General features: G+C 37.3%; 11 protein-coding genes. 5 read left to right on the top strand and 6 right to left on the bottom strand.

The features are described 5' to 3' along the window. Positions 1-108 precede the first annotated feature (108 nt). The 5 genes from ACFINX_RS01750 (at position 109) to ACFINX_RS01770 (ending at position 8,421) form a co-directional block, all read left to right on the top strand. On the top strand, positions 109-1,140 hold the full coding sequence (locus ACFINX_RS01750) for an AAA family ATPase (RefSeq protein ID WP_375612988.1): 1,032 nt from the start codon (positions 109-111) through the stop codon (positions 1,138-1,140). Then, positions 1,141-2,052 (top strand): DUF58 domain-containing protein, encoded by a 912-nt coding sequence (locus ACFINX_RS01755; protein WP_375638069.1) that lies wholly within the window; start codon positions 1,141-1,143, stop codon positions 2,050-2,052. Beyond that, positions 2,049-4,847: a DUF4159 domain-containing protein gene (locus tag ACFINX_RS01760; protein WP_375638068.1), complete on the top strand. Its 2,799-nt coding sequence runs from the start codon at positions 2,049-2,051 to the stop codon at positions 4,845-4,847. The genes ACFINX_RS01755 and ACFINX_RS01760 overlap by 4 nt, the downstream gene beginning before the upstream one ends. Continuing rightward, positions 4,844-6,940, top strand: coding sequence for a glutamine amidotransferase (locus ACFINX_RS01765; RefSeq protein WP_375668222.1), 2,097 nt, complete (start codon positions 4,844-4,846; stop codon positions 6,938-6,940). Before ACFINX_RS01760 ends, ACFINX_RS01765 begins: the two co-directional genes overlap by 4 nt. A gap of 596 nt (positions 6,941-7,536) precedes the next feature. Then, positions 7,537-8,421 carry a metallophosphoesterase family protein gene (locus ACFINX_RS01770; RefSeq protein ID WP_375668223.1) on the top strand — a complete coding sequence of 295 codons (885 nt, stop codon included), beginning with the start codon at positions 7,537-7,539 and terminating at the stop codon, positions 8,419-8,421. Between the two features lie 1,365 nt (positions 8,422-9,786). Here the strand turns inward: ACFINX_RS01770 and ACFINX_RS01775 are convergent. From ACFINX_RS01775 to ACFINX_RS01800, 6 genes are all read right to left on the bottom strand, one after another. Further along, a complete protein-coding gene (locus ACFINX_RS01775; RefSeq protein ID WP_375612993.1) occupies positions 9,787-10,611 on the bottom strand; it encodes an outer membrane protein in 825 nt (274 codons plus the stop codon). Positions 10,612-11,062: 451 nt separating this feature from the next. Then, the gene (locus ACFINX_RS01780; protein ID WP_375612994.1) at positions 11,063-13,987 is read right to left on the bottom strand and encodes a bifunctional [glutamine synthetase] adenylyltransferase/[glutamine synthetase]-adenylyl-L-tyrosine phosphorylase; all 2,925 of its coding nucleotides are present in this window, start codon (positions 13,985-13,987) and stop codon (positions 11,063-11,065) included. 90 nt (positions 13,988-14,077) lie between these two features. Further along, a complete protein-coding gene (locus tag ACFINX_RS01785) occupies positions 14,078-15,460 on the bottom strand; it encodes an ATP-binding protein (protein ID WP_375610111.1) in 1,383 nt (460 codons plus the stop codon). Next, complete coding sequence (locus tag ACFINX_RS01790; RefSeq protein ID WP_273791552.1) at positions 15,457-16,143, bottom strand: response regulator transcription factor; 687 nt, start codon at positions 16,141-16,143, stop codon at positions 15,457-15,459. Before ACFINX_RS01790 ends, ACFINX_RS01785 begins: the two co-directional genes overlap by 4 nt. Positions 16,144-16,215: 72 nt before the next feature. After that, positions 16,216-17,727: a Do family serine endopeptidase gene (locus tag ACFINX_RS01795; RefSeq protein ID WP_375668224.1), complete on the bottom strand. Its 1,512-nt coding sequence runs from the start codon at positions 17,725-17,727 to the stop codon at positions 16,216-16,218. Positions 17,728-17,945: 218 nt separating this feature from the next. Further along, complete coding sequence (locus ACFINX_RS01800; protein WP_375628209.1) at positions 17,946-18,356, bottom strand: cytochrome c-type biogenesis protein CcmH; 411 nt, start codon at positions 18,354-18,356, stop codon at positions 17,946-17,948. Position 18,357: the final 1 nt, after the last annotated feature.

The raw sequence follows: 18,357 nt of genomic DNA on the forward strand, positions 1-18,357 counted from the left end.
CGGCATATGATACTTCATTTCTTCTCATTTTCTGTTACAAACAATAAGATATCCATTATCATGCAGAGAAAATTACCATTTTTGCGACAAACGCCTTAAGGAAGAAATATGAGTCAACATGATCCATCATCCAATTCTATAAAAAAGGTCAATATCAATCATGAAGCTCAAGTCATTATTGATGATATTGATACGGCACACAAAGAATTGGATATTTTACAAAAAGAAATTGACAAAGTTATTTTTGGGCAAAATCAGGTAATCGAATATGCTTTAATCGCTATTTTTGCTGGTGGTCACGCCCTTCTTGTCGGTGCTCCAGGACTTGCAAAAACACGTCTTGTTGAAACATTGGGAACAGTCTTAGGGCTTGATGAAAAACGCATCCAATTCACTCCTGACTTAATGCCATCGGATATTATTGGTTCTGAAATTATGGATTCCGATAAAGACGGTAAACGTTCTTTTCGATACATTCAAGGTCCTATTTTTACGCAACTTCTCATGGCCGATGAAATCAATCGTGCTTCCCCACGGACACAGTCAGCCCTTTTACAAGCTATGCAAGAATATCATGTTACTGTTGCAGGTAACCGTTATGATTTGCCACAACCTTTTCATGTTCTTGCAACGCAAAATCCTCTCGAACAAGAAGGGACCTATCCACTTCCTGAAGCACAACTGGATCGCTTTTTGATGCAAATCGATATTGACTATCCTGACCTCACAACAGAGCGACGGATTATTTTAGAAACAACAAAAGAAAAAAAATCAAATGCAAAACCAATTTTATCCGGCAAAAAATTGCAAAAAATTCAAAATATCGTTCGCAAAATGCCTCTTTCAGAAAGTGTGATCGAAGCTATTTTAAAAATTGTCCGCTCATCTCGCCCTCATAAAGACAATAGCCTTGCTAATACTTATGTTTCTTGGGGACCTGGTCCACGGGCATCACAAGCCCTTTCACTTTGTGTTCGCGCCCGTGCTCTTTATTATGGACGCTTAGCCCCTTCACTTGATGATGTTGAAGCATTGGCCTATCCTGTATTACAACACCGCATGGCTCTTAATTTTTCTGCCCGTGCTGAAGATATAACCGTAAAAGATATTATTAATAACCTTGTGAAAGATGCTCTTTGAATGGCTCTTGGCAAAAAAGTTTTACAAAAGCCTCCATTGTCGCTGGCAAATGAACTGCATAAGGATACTGGCAAAATGCCATATTTCCTTTTACAAGCGCGTCATATCGCTAATACATTGATAACCGGATGGCATAGACAACGTAAAAGCGGTAATGGGGAAAACTTTTGGCAATTTCGTCCCTATATGGAAGGAGAATCCATTAGCCGCATTGACTGGCGTCGCTCAGCGCGTGATGAAAATACATATCTCCGTGAACATGAATGGCAAATGACACAAACCGTTTGGCTTTGTCCTGATCAGAGCGCATCAATGCATTACTGTTCGCGCTTTTCTAAAATCTCTAAAGGTAATCATGCCATTATTCTTACCCTTACCTTGGCATCCCTTCTTGCACGCAGTGGCGAACATATTGCTATTCCTAACTTAATGTCCCCCACAATGACATCCAATGTCGTAGAACGAATAGCCTTTGCTTTAGAAAATCATTCAGATGAAAATTTATTTCCGGATTTTTCAACGATTACACGCTTTTCACATGTCATTATAATGAGTGATTTTCTCGACTATCCTGAAAAAATCATCCAACATTTAACCGTTTTAACTACAAAACAAGTGACAGCGCATTTAATTGAAATTTCTGATCCCGCAGAAGAAAGCTTTCCCTACACAGGTCACACAGAATTTTTGGATCCCGAAACGAAAGAGAAACATGTTTCCACTAAAGCAGAAGATCTTCGTAAGAGCTATTGTAAACTATATCACGCAAGGCGACAAGAATTGGTAAATTTTTGCGCACGCCAAGGATGGTCTTATCACGTTAGTACAACAGATCAACCTTTAACAGAGACCATTTTTCATCTTGCAAATACAATGAGCGACTCTCCATTGCAAAAAAGGAGGGCACTTTGAGTTTTGCTGCTCCCTTTCTGTTACTAGGGCTTTTGTTCCTACCGGTCATTTGGTGGCTGTTGCGGATAACTCCTCCATCTCCGCGTAAAGAGCTTTTTCCCCCTTTTCGCTTCTTACCCAAACCAACTCATCAACAAGAAACAGCAAAACATACACCTTGGTGGTTGCTCTTGTTGCGTTTAACCATAGCGGCACTTGTTATCATAGCTCTAGCACGCCCCACTTGGAATCAAAAACCAATAAGCTTTTCCGGATCTCAACCCCTTGCACTCATTATTGATAATGGTTGGGTTTCTGTAAAAGAATGGAAACAGCGCATCTCTATCGCTGAAATGCTCCTTGCACAGGCAGAAAAACAGCAAAAAAATATTTATCTTGTTGCAACGGCTGAAAATAATATCTCCAATATAGAGCCCCAACCAGCCAAGATTATAAAACAGCATTTAATGCATTTGCAACCGCGTCCTTGGCCTGTCAACCGTGTGCATGCCTTCAAAAAACTCAGCGAAAGAACCAAAGGAAAACCTCTTGATATTGCTTATTTAAGTGATGGATTACAAACAAATGAAGATGAGCAAGCTTTTGCTCTTCTTGAAGAATTAAAACCTAGAAACTTCTTGTGGTATTTGACTGATATTTCCGATTTAACCGGCATAACATCCATAGAAAATAATAATGGAAACATGGGCGCGCGTATTATCCGCTCAACAACACACAGTAATACTCCCGCTATACTCAGCCTTTACGATTCAAATAATCAACTTCTCGGTCAATTTACGAACAAGTTCTCTGAAGGAGAAACAACAGCACTTGTTCCTTTTAATGTACCACTTGAACTACGCAATGATATCGCTTGGATAAAAATAAACAATCAAAACCATGCTGCTGCAACCTTCTTGGTAGATAGCCATAACAGGATAAGCCGTGTTGCTCTTCTCTCACCCGATACCAATGAAATGGCACAGCCTTTACTTGCTCCATTTTATTACATTATCAAAGCCTTACAAGGTCATACACAGCTTATAACAGCCGGTGGAAGAGAACTTTCAACGGATATTGATCATTTGCTTAAACAAAATCCATCTGTTTTGATTATGGGTGACATTGTTAACATACCCCCAAAAGCAGAAAAAAAACTTTCTGATTTTGTGAATAAAGGGGGAACACTCATCCGCTTTGCAGGAGAAAAACTCAGTAGCGCAGAACATTACGATAACCTTCTTCCGATACCACTGCGCCCAGGTCAACGTTCCCTTGGAAGTATTATGTCTTGGACAAAACCACAAAAGCTTGCCCCTTTTGCAAAAAATAGCTTTTTCTTTGGTCTTCCCTTTCCAGGAGATGTTACTGTCTCGCGCCAAATCCTCGCAGAACCAACCCCAGATCTTTTTGAAAAAACGTGGCTTAGCCTTTCGGATGGAACCCCTCTTGTTACCGCAGCAAAACGTGGTAAAGGAACCCTCATTCTCATTCATGTTGCTCCTGACCCAACATGGTCTAACCTTCCTCTTTCTGGCTTTTTTGCACAAATGCTGCAAAAATTAATCACATTAGGTTCTAACGAAAACACAAACCTAACACACAGAGAAAAAAGAACAGTGATACAAAACCCTTGGCGAACTATAGCCATTGACGGACAATTACAAGTACCACCCTCTGATGTTGTTCCTTTGATCTTTGACTCTCAAAATCCACCCCATCCTTCCTACCATACTCCCCCAGGACTTTATGGTGCCAAAAACAATTTTTATGCACTCAATCTCTTAACTCATTCGTCGCACTTGATGAAACAATCATCATTGCCAACTTCTCTTAATAAAAGCCCTTTATCTTACGATACAAAAGAAAAAAATCTTATCGGTCCACTTTTAGGATTAGCCATCTTATTATTCGCCTTTGACAATTTTCTCATTTTATGGATGGGAGATATTTTTTCTTTCATGAAACGGCGTAATATGTTTCTCGTCCCCTTTATAAGTCTTATTGCCTTGTTTTCATATGATCCAACTCTTCATGCACAAACGAAAGAAAATCATCATGATAGTGTACAAGCTGCTGGCGCAACACATCTTGCCTATGTTATAACCAATAATCATGAAATTGATACAACGAGTAAAAGTGGTCTAGAAGCGTTAAGTCAATTTATCGCAGAGCGCACAATGCTTACCCTTGGCTCTGTTACAGCACTTGATCTCGATAAAGATGAACTCTCTTTTTATCCTCTTATTTACTGGCCAATTGATGTTAAGAGTCCTATACCAACCCCCAAAAGCCTTGAAAAAATAAATAACTTTATGAAACATGGGGGAACAATTTTATTTGACACGCGCGATCAGATAAAGAGCAATCTTAATCTTGAAGGAGACGCTACTCCAGAAACGCAAAGATTACGAGATATCTTAAAAAAGTTAAATATTCCATCCATTGAGCCAGCATCAACAGATCATGTTGTTGCACGTTCTTTTTATATTATGCCAGATTTTCCTGGTCTCTACCGTGGTTCACCTTTATGGGTTGAATCCTCATCAACAAACAAAAAAAATAAAAACTCTCTTGCCAACGGCGATAACGTAAGCTCCCTTCTCATCACCGCAAATAACTTTGCTGGGGCTTGGGCACTCGATGAAAAAGGGGCATGGAAATATCCCCTTGTTCCCAATGATCCAATGCAACGTCTATGGGCATTTCGTGCAGGTTTAAATATTGTCCTTTATGTGCTTACAGGAAACTATAAAGCGGATCAAGTGCATGTTCCAGCACTCTTGGAACGCTTTAAAAGAGAAAGAAGGCAATGATATCATTTTTCACTTTTCAGCCTTTTTTACCACTCTTTTGGATTCTGCTCTTAAGCGGAATATCGATTCTTTTTGTCGTTGTTGGTCTTGTTACGCTACGGCAAGGTTCTTTATTTCGTCTGATGGCATTAAGCGCCCTTATCCTTGCTTTGCTCAATCCAATGATCATAAAAGAACAGCGCGAACCACTGAAAAGCACAGTAGGCATTGTCATTGACCGCAGCAAAAGCCAATCATTTGGAACACGTACAAATGATAGTGATGAAGCGCGCAGGCAATTAGTCGAAACACTGGCGCATTATCCACAATTTGAACCACGCTTTATTGAAGCTGGGAAACTTGCTGATAATCGATATGCACCCTCAACGAATTTGTTTGAAGCTTTAACACAAGCACTATCTGATGTACCGTTCTCTCGTTATGCAGGAACCATTTTTATCACCGATGGACAAGTGCATGACATCCCTGACCTATCAGACCTTCATCATGAAGCACCTCTCAATGCCCTGATTACAGGATACTCAGATGAATTTGATCGCCAAATCAAGTTTATTTCTCCTCCACGCTTTGCCCTTGTCAACAAACCACAAACGCTCTCCATTTTGGTAGAAGATAAAGGCCCCGCCAAAAAAACAATATCAGAGAAAGCAAATATTACACTAAGCGTCAATGGACAAGACATTGGCCATTATTCTGTAACTCCTGGCGTGATTTTTCAAACTGAAATTACCCTTCCTCATGCTGAAAAAAATATTATCCAAGTTATAACTGATCCACACAAAGGTGAACTAAGCTTGGAAAACAACCGCGCCATAACAATTATTGAAGGAATCAGAGAAAATTTACGCGTTCTTCTTATTTCAGGTGCTCCTTATAATGGAGAACGGACATGGCGAGACCTTTTGAAAGGTGACTCCAATATTGATCTTGTTCACTTTACTATTTTGCGTCCCCCCACCAAAGCAGATAATACGCCCTCAAGCCAATTATCCTTAGTGGTCTTTCCCACAAGAAAACTCTTTGTTGAAGAAATTAATAACTTTGATCTCATCATCCTTGATGGCTACCAGCACTCTACTGTTCTCCCCTTAATCTATTATGATTATATCGCCCAATATGTACAAAAGGGGGGTGCATTGTTGATGGTAACAGGACCTGAATTTACCCAAAAAAACTCACTTGCGAAAACACCTTTAATAAGCATTCTACCGGCATTGCCCAATGGAACTATTATTGAAAAACCTTTTCGCCCCACATTAACCAAAGAAGGTGAGCGCCATCCTGTCACAAGGGGTCTTGCAACACTTAACCTTCCCGCTTCTCAATGGGGGCAATGGTTGCGACAAATTGCTATTCAAAACATAAATAACGGAATCGCCCTCATGAAAGGAGCGGATGAACAACCACTTTTACTTCTCTCCCATGTTGATAAAGGACGTATGGGCATGTTGCTTTCTGATGAAAGTTGGCTTTGGGCACGAGGTTTCGAAGGCGGTGGTCCTTATGCTGCTCTTTATCGTCGTATTGCCCATTGGCTCATGAAAGAACCAGAACTTGAGGAAGAAAAATTAAGTGCGACTAGCAGCCATCATCATTTAACAATTCGCCGCCAAACTCTAAAAGACCATCCAGAACCCGCTGAAATAATCTTTCCCTCTGGAAAAAAAGAAAATATTACTCTGACCAAAGAGAAAGAAGGCCTTTTTACTGCAACTGTGACCACTGATGAGACAGGAATTTTTAACATTAAAAATGGCGGTTTAACAATACTTTCTTCTGTAGGGATGCTCGATAATCTTGAGTTGTTTGACTTGATTTCAACACAAGAAAAACTAGCCCCCATTATTAAGCACACTGGTGGCTACATCGGACGTTTACACCCTGAAGGAAAAGAAAACATTCATCTTCCTCCATTTAAGCTGATTCAATCAAAAACAAGTCCGTCCTCTTCCCCAGCACATTCAATTGTTCTGAAAGAAGCAACAGAAACCCGTTTAATCAATACCTTTTATTTTTCGATATTTTCTGGTTTTTTTGCACTGCTTGCTTGCCTTTTACTGTTGAGCAGCATGTGGTATTATGAAGGCCGTTAAAAAGTCTGAGATTTCGTATAATAGTTTTAAAATTCAGCTTATCTTTTTACGTATTTACTTGTCTTTTGTAATTAGATAACGTATTGATTTATAACTCAAAATACAGTGGAATTCTCCTTATTTCCAATATCCTCATATTAAAACAATAAAAAACATTCTCTTGCGTATTATTAGAAGGGATGCTGTATGGATAGAAACCATTGAAGAAAAGAGTGAAATACCTCTTATGAATCCTCTTAAAGCAAAGCAAGGATTTTCATAAAATTGGGGGAAAATAGTATGATGTTTTTTATTTGCACCTTGTATAAGTGTAGAGATGGTAGTGTACAGTAAGCCCTATATAGTTCACAGAAGCTTTCCATTATAATATCGAGTACCATCGTGAAATTAGCTCAAACGCATTGAGAAATGTTTTTTTTACAAATATGTGAATCTACAACACAATGATATTTTATTAGGGATATTCTATTTAGAACATTCCGCTTGAGACATTCTTTTTTGCAAGCTAATTTTCATTTTACAATCTTTCTTGCCTTTAAGCACTAACTTATCTTATGTTTATTCTTTAAATCGTTTTTAATACTTTATGAGCTTTTATGTTTTATCTTGCCCATATATCGGATGTACATCTTTCCCCTCTCCCGCAACCTTCCCTTTTTGAACTTTCTGGGAAACGTCTTACCGGTTATCTGAACTGGCAAAAAAAACGTAAGAGTCAGATGGCAACAGATGTCCTAGAAACTTTAATAGATGCCTTGAACAAAACAAAACCTGATCACCTTGTGATCTCTGGTGATCTTGTAAATCTTGCTCTCGATAAAGAATTTGTACAAGCTCATCGTTGGCTACTTAACCTAGGAAAACCTCAAGATATTTCTTTGACATTTGGAAATCACGATGCCTATGTCCGCGGCGCTTTACAAAAAGCATGCACTCTCTTTAAACCTTGGATTACAGGTGACATCCCTCAAAAAAGTGCCTTTCCTTATATGCGCATTCGCAAAGATGTTGCCATCATAGCAGCTTCTTCAGCCATTGCGACATTGCCTTTTCAAGCTTCTGGCTATTTTGGTAAAATGCAAGCGCAAACTTTACCGCTCTTTTTAAAGGAAGCAGCACAGCGCAACCTTTTTCGTGTCGTCATGATTCACCACCCCCCCTTTCCAAAGGCAACGTCTTGGCATAAAAAACTACGGGATATAAAACGTTTTCTAGACATTATCAAATACCACGGTTGTGAGCTTATTCTTCACGGACATACTCATTTACCCACATTGAATTACATTGAAGGACCAATTAAAAAAGTTCCTATTGTTGGTGTTCCTTCTGCATCACAAGCTTTTGGTGATAAAAAACCACCCGCAGGCTTTAATTTATTTTCCATTGAACGCTTACAAAATCAATGGCATTGCCAATTACAACGTTATAGCATTATCAACCCCAAAAACGAGATTGCATGTACTGAAACAATTAATCTTTAAACACCTTCATAGTTGCCAAAACAACCAAAAACGAAAATATTTTTATTTCACATCCCTTTGGAAATCATAATTCTTATTTCCCTTTTTCTCCTTAAAAGACAAAGTTTCACCTTCTCTGTTAATAGATCAATTTTTCTCAGAGAATTCCATCTGCTGCCCCACTTATGTAACGAGCTTTTTACAAACTTATCGGTTTTCTTCCTTCCCGCTCTAAAGGACGAAAATTCTACCACATCTGATTTATAAATAATTCGGATTCTTGTCTCACGGGTTCCAGCTGCTAATTGCGCATGTGATTTACTTCACAAAGCTCTACACATAAACCCTGCTTTGAATTTCATCATCCACTCCTCCAAAAGCATCTAATGCGTAAAATCCTTATAATATTACAATGATGATATTTTATAGAATAATAGAGAAGCTCATTCAGCTTCTATACCTGAAAATCAATGGCTAAAAAAGCCAAATAATAACTAAAGTATATAATTTAAATAACCCAACCTACTTGTGATTCATAAACAAATGATGTTGATTGATTTATCGTAAATAGATTTGAAATGATCCATTACTATTTCACTCGAAATTTATTATCGTACATTAAAAAATTAGGAAAATAATAGATTATATTTCGATAACAGACATAGGTAATAATGTTTTTTATGTCTCAATAAATTCCTAATTTTCTCTCTATTTTTTCCTATAAATCACTTTATAATACTCTTTATAATTATTTTATTATTGAATTATATTGCGGATGTAATTTTACGTTCTTTAGAGTTTTTTTGCGAGCTTTTTGTTATTAAATAAAATATTTTACGATACCGCAAAACAGAAAAGTTGATTGTATGAAAAATCTTTCAAATAAAATAAAATGCCATTAGCTTGCCAATTCACATGTTGGTTTAAAAAAGCATCTTTTAAAGCACCCAAACCCATTTCCCGACGGTACCTATGAATGATGTAATGTTAAGTCCATTTAGCAACACCATCTTCACGTTTATGGAAAAGCAAGCTAGTATCAAAATCTCACACTTTGCCACCCCCTAATGTAGCGACAGCCTTTAGCACTTAAAATGGTTCATAAGAAGCATTTTTATTCTTTCTTTAATGTTTTTATCTCACGACGCCCCCCTCTTTTTGACGTGCAAAAGACATGGTTTTGATCGGTTCAATTAAAATGAGAAAATCTTATGACACTTGGGTCTCTCACTCAACATGACAAAAAGTAATTTATGTTTACAAATCAAAGTATTGTTCGAATAAAATAGTAGCTCTTTTGAGTAAAGGATATTTACTAGAACATATCTGAAAAATAAAAGCCTCATTCGAAAATGAGACTTTTGAAGTGTTTAATTCTGCAAAAAATTAAAATTTATAAGCTACACCCACACGAAAATCATTTGTCTTGTAGCCCATTTCAAATTTATCCTGTATGAACTTCTTTTTGCCAAAATCTGAATAACGATATTCTGCACGTACAATAATATTATCAGTCATTGCAAAATCAATACCACCTCCAAGGGTATAACCAATCATGGTCTTTTTTTCATCATGCAACCAATCAGAAAAATCAACTTCTCCATTTTTGCTATCAGCTACTGCCGCAAAAATATTCTGAAGCTGCGTATAAGCAATCCCTCCAGAAATATAAGGCATCATACGCTCAATCGCAAAACCAACTCTCACCCGTGTAGCACCAGCCCATTTTTGTTTTAAAGTATGACGTACAGCTTTAATAGGTGTTGTCGAATCCTCCTCATGCAAATCTCTTGTTAGACTTGTTTTTTCTACAAGTTTTGGTGTTTCTTCAGTTGGACTTTTTTTCGGTAGATTGACATCTTTAGAATCCTTTTTACCAAACCACATAATATCTGTATCAATACCTATAATAAAACTATTATCGATATCAATATTGGAACCTGCATAAACTCCCCCGATAAAACCAGAAAGTTTAGGTAAATTCTCCTTTCCAATTGGATTCCATATCCCTGTCTCATGTTTTAAATAACTTGCAGTTGTTTTACCTGAAAAGTTACCAATCTGTCCTCCAAGATAAAATCCTGTCCAAGACAAAGCAGGTGCTGGAATAACAGGAACAGGTTGTTCAGGAATAACGATATCCGACGCCTGTACTACAGAAATTGAAATTAAAGAAAATATAGATGTTGAGGCTAAATACTTTGTAATCATAATTGCTCCCCTAAAAGCTAATGTGATACATAAATAATGATAAATCGTTTCACAATTTTTTGAAAAAATCTATAGCAAAAATGACACAGTTAAAAAATTAAAATTAGTTTTAAATAAAGCTTAAATATTATTTATAATTTCCAGAAGCTATTAATCTATAGTAGCTTTTATAGCTTCATATTGATCATTATTACTTGGAATTATATAAATAATTATAATGTCAATTTTTTGAAAAAATGAGATAACGCTCATAAAAAATATGATTCACTAAATTAATCACTCACCGCTTTTTGTATAAAGAATGATACCTAGAATGGAGAATTTTTTCATCACACTTGAAAAAACAGTAGAGAACTTCACTCTAACCCTCTCAAGCGTCTATGAAATGAAAGACAAAAATTAATATATAAAAATGGAATTAATAATTTTTATTTATTCTTATAGAATTATTTTAATATTTCATGATTTTTGTAAAAACTGAACAGACCAATTGCCCAGTTTCTGCAATTAATTTTTCAACACGAAGCAAATCAGGTTCCCCAACACTATTCAACAAAAGGTCACTTAATCCAGGTGGCATGTCATTGGGATCAAGAGAATCATTTAAGCAAAGCCGTATAATTTGACTCAAATTTGTATAAAGACGATAGGCATAATGTAAATCAGCAATACATGACTGATTAAGAAAACTGTTTGGTAAGTGATCTAAAATATCCGCTGTCGTCGCTCCAATTTGAAACTCAATGACATGCGTAATAAGAGAAAATTGAGCAATAAACTCCAAATCCATAATGCCACCAGACATCGTTTTTAAATCCCATTGATTTTTTGGCGGCTTTTCTTTTGCAATCAAGGCACGCATTTCACATACTTCTTTTGCAACTTCCTTCTTATCACGAGAAATAGCAATAATTGCACACACTTCATTTTCTAGCTTTTGTAAAAAATCAGGGTCTCCTGCAATGCCTCGAGCCCTTGTTAAAGCAAGATATTCCCATATCCATGCTTCTTGGCGATAATACTTTTTAAAAAATGGAAAAGAAACAGCAATAGGTCCTTTATTGCCTAATGGCCGTAACCTTAAATCAACGACATAAAGAATACCTTGGCTTGTAAGAGTGGATAAAGCAGAAACGAGGCGCTGTGCTAAACGCGTATAATATTGAGAGATATAAAGAGGCTTTTCTCCATCAGATATTTCTGCATCATCATCGTGTTCATAAAGCAAAACGAGGTCAACATCGGAATCTGCTGTTAATTCGCGACTTCCAAGCTTCCCCATACCCAATATGCCAACACGCCCCCCTTTAATACGACCATGAAGACGAGAAAATTCCTCTTGAACGGTAGCAAATGTTTTTGTAATCATAAGATCAGCAAGCGCAGTAAAAGCAAAACCCGCTCTTTCTCCTGTAATTGTACCGTTTAAAATTCGAATACCAATCAAAAAACGTTGTTCATCTGCAAAAATCCTTAAATGATCAAGAATTTCCTCATAAGAAAGAACATTTTCAAGAAAATATTCAAGCCGTTTTTCTAAGTACGTTTTGGTCGGTAATTCTGAAAGAATATTCGGATCTAACATTCCATCAAAAACATGGGACCTGCGTGCAATAATTTCTGCAAGACGTGGAGCAGCCCCCATAATAAGGACAAGCATATCCAAAAGAGAAGGATTAGACTGCAAAAGACTAAAAAGCTGAATTCCTGAAGGTAAGCCCTGTAAAAAACCATCAAAACGCAACATCGCCTCATCAGCTCGTTTTGTCCCACCAAAAGCTTTCAAAAGAGCTGGTGTTAATTCCGTTAATCTCTCGCGTGCTTCGGCTGATTGCGTTGCTTTATAACGACCAAAATGGAGCGTGCGCATAATACGACAAATATCACTTGCTCTTTCGAAGCCTAAACGGCTTAACGTTATTAATGTCTCCGGATCATCTTCTTCACCGGTAAAAACTAAATTACCAATTTCTAAACCAAGTTCTTGCTCATTCTCAAACAGTGCAGCATAATGTTTTTCAACAATCTGAAGTGTTTTTAATAAATCACGGATAAAACTGCTACTGTCTTGATAACCCATTAAATAGGCAACACTCGTGAATTGAGCAGTATCATTTGGAAGAAGATGTGTTTGTTCATCGAAAAGCATTTGAATACGATGTTCCACATTTCGAAGAAAAGCATAACTTTTTATAAGGCTATTTCTCGTTTTCTCACTGATCCAACCAAGCGTGTGAAGTTCTGCTAACATTGCAACTGTCTGACGTCCACGTAATTGAGGAAAACGTCCACCAGCAATGAGCTGCTGTGTCTGAACAAAAAACTCAATCTCACGAATACCACCACGACCTAACTTTATATTATGCCCATAAGCTGCAATTTGACCGTAATTTTTATGCGCATGAATTTGACGTTTGATCGAATGAATATCAGCAATAGCAGCATAATCTAAATATTTCCGCCACACATAGGGAAAAAGCTCTTTGAGAAAGTTAAAACCTGCCCTCTTATCACCAGCAACTGGACGTGCTTTAATCATGGCTGCTCGTTCCCAATTTTGCCCACGCCCTTCGTAATAACGCAATGCAGTCCTTACTGGTAAGGCCAAAGGGGTTGAACCTGGATCTGGACGAAGACGAAAATCAAGACGAAAAACATATCCTTCCGCAGTGCGTTCTTGAATGATACGGATTAATCGGCGTACCATTTTAGAAAATACGTCAACACTTTCAGAAAGATTACCAATATGAGGTGATGTTTCATCAATGAAAACAATAAGATCAATATCAGAAGAATAATTAAGTTCCCCTGCTCCTAACTTTCCCATCCCTAAAATAATTAAACCACAGTCTTTTTCTGGATTCTCACGGCTTAATAAATTGATCTTACCATGATCATGCGCTTCTCTTAATAGAAAACGTAGTGCTACACTTAATGCTGCTTCGCCCAAACGTGTCAACCAAGCACATGAAACTTCGTAAGTAAAAACACCACCCAAATCAGCTAAAGCAATAAGAACATGCGCTTCTCGTTTTTTGCGCCTTAAAGCAGCCATCAATGAAGTTTCATTTATAGCTTCATCTTTATCAATAGCTGTAATATCATCTATAATTTCGCTCAGCCTTGTTTCTATATCAACATTTAATAAAGCACTAAGATATGATGGGTTGGCAATTAAAACCTCACGCAAAAAAGGAGATAAGGTCATAACCGAACTGATAAAATCAATCTGCGTTCCACTCTCTGAAATGATGGAAACAAGCGATTCTAAACCTTCTTTCCTTGCTTGTTCTTCCATGTCTTTTAACCATTGGGAACCACTTTTATCGAGAGGACATAAAGGGAGAAGCTGTGTTTTTAAAAAAGCTTGTTTCATCTCTGCTCCCTTGAAAAGCATTTTGCTTTCCTTTCTATTGCTTTATACTTTTAAAATAGTTGTTACGTATGAAAGTGAAGAAAAATATCTTTAAGGAAATAACAAAACAGCCCTAAGCCCTGGATTTGCATTTTCAAGTAACAATTCACCCCCGTGAAGCTTCATAACCGCTTTTGCTATACTTAAACCAATCCCAAACCCAGGTTGTGTGCGGCTTTCTTCAAGACGAACAAATCGTTCTGTCACTTTTTCACGTTTATCCTCTGCTATTCCTGGTCCATTATCGCTCACAACAACTAATAAATGTTCATCACGATATTCCATTGATAAGCAAACCTTCGCTTGCCTTCCACCTTTAGGCGCATATTTAATTGCATTATCTATAAGATTAAAAATTGATTGCGCAACAAGCTCACGATTCAATTTTAGCTCTTTATCAAATATATCTCCCAACTGAAGTAAAACACCTGACTCTTCAGCAAAAGGTTCGTAAAGCTCAACAGCATCCTCAATAATCAGTTTCATATTCATCATTTCAAGATGTTCAATTGCACTGCTGGCCTCAATACGTGAAATCATTAAAATCGCATTGAACGTACAAATAAGTTGATCTGATTCTGCAATAACCCTATCAAGGACCTGACGATATTCAAGCTTTGTCTTATTTCCTGAAAGCGCTTCTTCAGCGCGATTTCTAAGACGCGTTAACGGCGTTTTCAGATCATGAGCAATATTATCTGATACTTGACGTAAACCAATATTTAACTCTTCAATGCGGTCTAACATAACATTAAGATTGGTTGACAATCGATCAAACTCATCCCCTACTCCAGAAACAGGTAAACGCCCACTGAAATCACCATCCATCAAGCGCTGTGATGCAGCCGTTACATGATCAATCCTTTGTAAAGCTCTCCTGCCAACAAAAAACCATATGAGTAAAGCGCCTCCAACCATTGCAGCAAGTGCAATGATCACAGCTTTGCGAATAACAACAGCAAAACGTTCTGGCTCATCCAAATCACGTCCTATAAGAATCTTCATAGCATTAGGTAAATCAACAATAACCGCCAAAGCGCGATGTTCACTTGTTTTGCCATGTTCTCCAAAACGGGAATACAAAAAAGAGGTAGAAATAAAACCACTCTGATTCAAAAGACCTAATTCAATACGTGCTACATTTCCTGCTAAAATACGCCCCATAGAATCTGTAACAAGATAAAGAAATGCTCCTGGTTGTCTTGAACGATAATCAATAGTGCGCATTAATAAGGATAATCCCCCATAATTATAAGCATTTTCAATATACTTTAATTCTTCATGTAAAGCCTGTTCAGTTTGCTCTGTTAACAATGAAGCAGAAAATGCCGTCATATAAATAGAAAGTCCTGTTGCCACCAATCCAAACAATAAAATGTAAAGTGCTGAAAGCCTTAGCGCCGTCGTGCGCATTATATTAATCAAACGATTCATGCTTTGTTATCTGGTACTTTCAGCATATATCCAGCTCCACGCACTGTATGGAGAAGGGGAACATCAAAATCTTTTTCAATTTTGGCTCTCAAACGAGAGATATGGACATCAATGACATTCGTTTGTGGATCAAAATGGTAATTCCAAACGTTTTCCAAAAGCATAGTGCGTGTAACAACCTGCCCCGCATAACGCATCAAATATTCAAGTAAACGAAACTCTCGTGGTTGCAATAGAATGTTTCTATCACCTCGTTTTACCGTATGTGCTAACCGATCAAGCTCAAGATTACCTACACAGTAAACAGTTTCTGCTTCTTTAGGATTTTTCCGCCGTTGTAAAACTTCAACACGCGCAAGAAGTTCAGAAAAAGCATAAGGCTTTGTCAAATAATCATCTCCCCCTGCACGCAGCCCCGTTACACGATCATTAACTTGCCCTAAAGCAGACAGAATAAGAACCGGTGTTTCATTGCCTTTAGCGCGCAATTCAGCAATAATAGAAAGACCATCACGATGCAAAAGCATTCGGTCAACAACCATAACGTCATAATTTTCCGTGGTTGCTAAAGCGTATCCCGTATCTCCATCATAAGCAACATCAACAGAATGCCCTACTTCCAAAAATGCTTTTTCGAGATAATGCCCCGTCTCATGATCATCTTCAATAACGAGTATCTTCATAAAACGTATCTCCATTATTTTATTATGTTGTAGGACAAATGTTTAATAAATATTTGTCCTACAACTAAAGCTTTATTTTTTGAAAATTGGAAGAGCAACAAAACGATTTTGATCATTTGTTCGCACTTGTAAGAGTATAGCCTTTCGTCCTAACTGCTGAGCATTTTTGATTGTGTTAATAATATCAGAGACTCGTTTAACTGGTTTATTATTTACTGTCACAATGATATCACCAGGGCGTATCCCTTTATCTGCAGCATCTGAATCGGTATCGACATCCGTTACGACAACCCCTACACCATCATCAGAAGGCATAACAATCAAACCATAATCTTCCAATGTTTCATCTAAATCACTCTGTCCATTTGAATATTTTGAAGTCTCTTTCTTACTTTCATCTTCAGACATTGAAGCGAGTTTAACCTTTATACTCTCCTCCTTACCTGATCTCCAAATCCCTATGGTTACCATTTCTCCTGGTTTAATATTTGCAATACGTTTCGCCAACTCACGCGCATCAGCAACTTTTTCATTATTCACTGAAATAATTACATCACCCGCTTTAATACCAGCCTTTTCTGCCGGTCCTTTTAACGGATCAGTAACCAAAGCACCTTTGGCTTCTTTCAATCCTATTGAATCGGAAATCTCCTTTGTTACCGGCTGAATCTGAACACCTAACCAACCACGTTGAACTGAACCTTTTTCAATAAGTTGTTGTACAACCTGTTTTACAGTCGCTGCTGGAATAGCAAAAGCAATCCCAACATTTCCTCCAGAAGGAGAAAAAATTGCTGTATTAACCCCAACAACCTTTCCATTAAGATCAAACGTTGGACCACCAGAGTTTCCTCTATTAACAGCAGCATCAATCTGAATAAAATCATCGTACACACCAGTGCCAATATCACGTCCACGTGCAGAAACAATACCTGCTGTCACAGTTCCACCAAGACCAAATGGATTCCCAATGGCAACAACCCAATCCCCAACACGAAGCTTTGAATCATCACCAAAATCAACATAAGAAAATTTTCTTTTATCATTCACTTTTAATACGGCAAGGTCGGTTTTGGGGTCTTTCCCAATGAGCTTTGCGTTCAATTCTGTACCATCATCAAGAACAACAGTATAACTTGTTCCGTCAGAAATCACATGATCATTGGTCACAATGTAACCATCAGACGAAATAAAAAAACCCGATCCAAAAGCAACAGGACGGAGTCTCTGCGATTGGTGCGGAAATTTATTTTTAGGTTTATCAAAATCATAAAACTCTTTAAAAAATCTTTTTAAAGGATGCTGATCTGGTAATTGATCAAGTCCTGGACCACTAAAAAAGTTGCTAAAGAACCTATCTTCTTTCTTTTTATTGCTCTTTACTTGTACTGCTACAACGGCTGGTTTCACTTGAGCAACAATATCGGCAAATCCCTGTTGTTGCATTAACGAAGTAAATACAGAACTTGCATGAGCCTTTGTCATCCACAAGCTTGATGTACATCCACTAAAAAACAGTGCACTTTCCAATATCGCAGAAAAACTCACTGCGACAAATGTTCTAAAGAAAGCCTTTTTAACCATTTATTCTATGCTCCTATTCAATCATACCTTTATTTCAATTCCGATCACTTATAAAATACCAGACCTTACCGTTTTCTGTCTAAATTATTAAAGTTTTGTAAGGTTTCAGTATTCCCTAATATAATTACAATAAGATTGTCTGCTCATTGCAGATGATCTGATTTTTTTCTTTTATGTAACATTTTTTTTAATGCAATGACATTTTTGACTGTTCTTTTTCATTCACATAACTCATGATTATTTCGTTTGAAGTGGAAAAATATGATACTTACGCCAATGATAATAATGATCAAAGGCGAGAACCATAAAAACCAAGTTATCTTATTCAATGGTGGTTTCAAGAGAATAAATTCACCATATCGCTCAACAAGAAAGTCAGTGACTTGCTGATTACTATAGCCCATTTTTAGCCTTTCCCGAATTAAAAGCCGTAAATCACGTGCTAAAGCAGAATCTGAATCATCAATTGATTGATTTTGACAAACAGGACAACGTAAATGCGATGAAATATGGCGTGCTCGCGCTTCAAGAATCTTATTCTTTAAAATCTCATCCGGCTCTACTGCTATTGCTAATCGAAAAGGAAACGTTGCAATTAAAAAAAATACAATCCAAAGAATTTTTTTCATC

Origin of the sequence: Bartonella sp. AP36NXGY (genome assembly GCF_042195865.1) — a bacterium.
Taxonomy (GTDB): domain Bacteria; phylum Pseudomonadota; class Alphaproteobacteria; order Rhizobiales; family Rhizobiaceae; genus Bartonella.

Bases quoted from the DNA above. Each gene is read 5' to 3' on its own strand.
- ACFINX_RS01750 (WP_375612988.1), top strand. From the start codon at position 109: ATGAGTCAACATGATCCATCATCCAATTCTATAAAAAAGGTCAATATC.
- ACFINX_RS01755 (WP_375638069.1), top strand. From the start codon at position 1,141: ATGGCTCTTGGCAAAAAAGTTTTACAAAAGCCTCCATTGTCGCTGGCA.
- ACFINX_RS01765 (WP_375668222.1), top strand. From the start codon at position 4,844: ATGATATCATTTTTCACTTTTCAGCCTTTTTTACCACTCTTTTGGATT.
- ACFINX_RS01770 (WP_375668223.1), top strand. From the start codon at position 7,537: ATGTTTTATCTTGCCCATATATCGGATGTACATCTTTCCCCTCTCCCG.
- ACFINX_RS01775 (WP_375612993.1), bottom strand. From the start codon at position 10,611: ATGATTACAAAGTATTTAGCCTCAACATCTATATTTTCTTTAATTTCA.
- ACFINX_RS01780 (WP_375612994.1), bottom strand. From the start codon at position 13,987: ATGAAACAAGCTTTTTTAAAAACACAGCTTCTCCCTTTATGTCCTCTC.
- ACFINX_RS01785 (WP_375610111.1), bottom strand. From the start codon at position 15,460: ATGAATCGTTTGATTAATATAATGCGCACGACGGCGCTAAGGCTTTCA.
- ACFINX_RS01790 (WP_273791552.1), bottom strand. From the start codon at position 16,143: ATGAAGATACTCGTTATTGAAGATGATCATGAGACGGGGCATTATCTC.
- ACFINX_RS01795 (WP_375668224.1), bottom strand. From the start codon at position 17,727: ATGGTTAAAAAGGCTTTCTTTAGAACATTTGTCGCAGTGAGTTTTTCT.
- ACFINX_RS01800 (WP_375628209.1), bottom strand. From the start codon at position 18,356: ATGAAAAAAATTCTTTGGATTGTATTTTTTTTAATTGCAACGTTTCCT.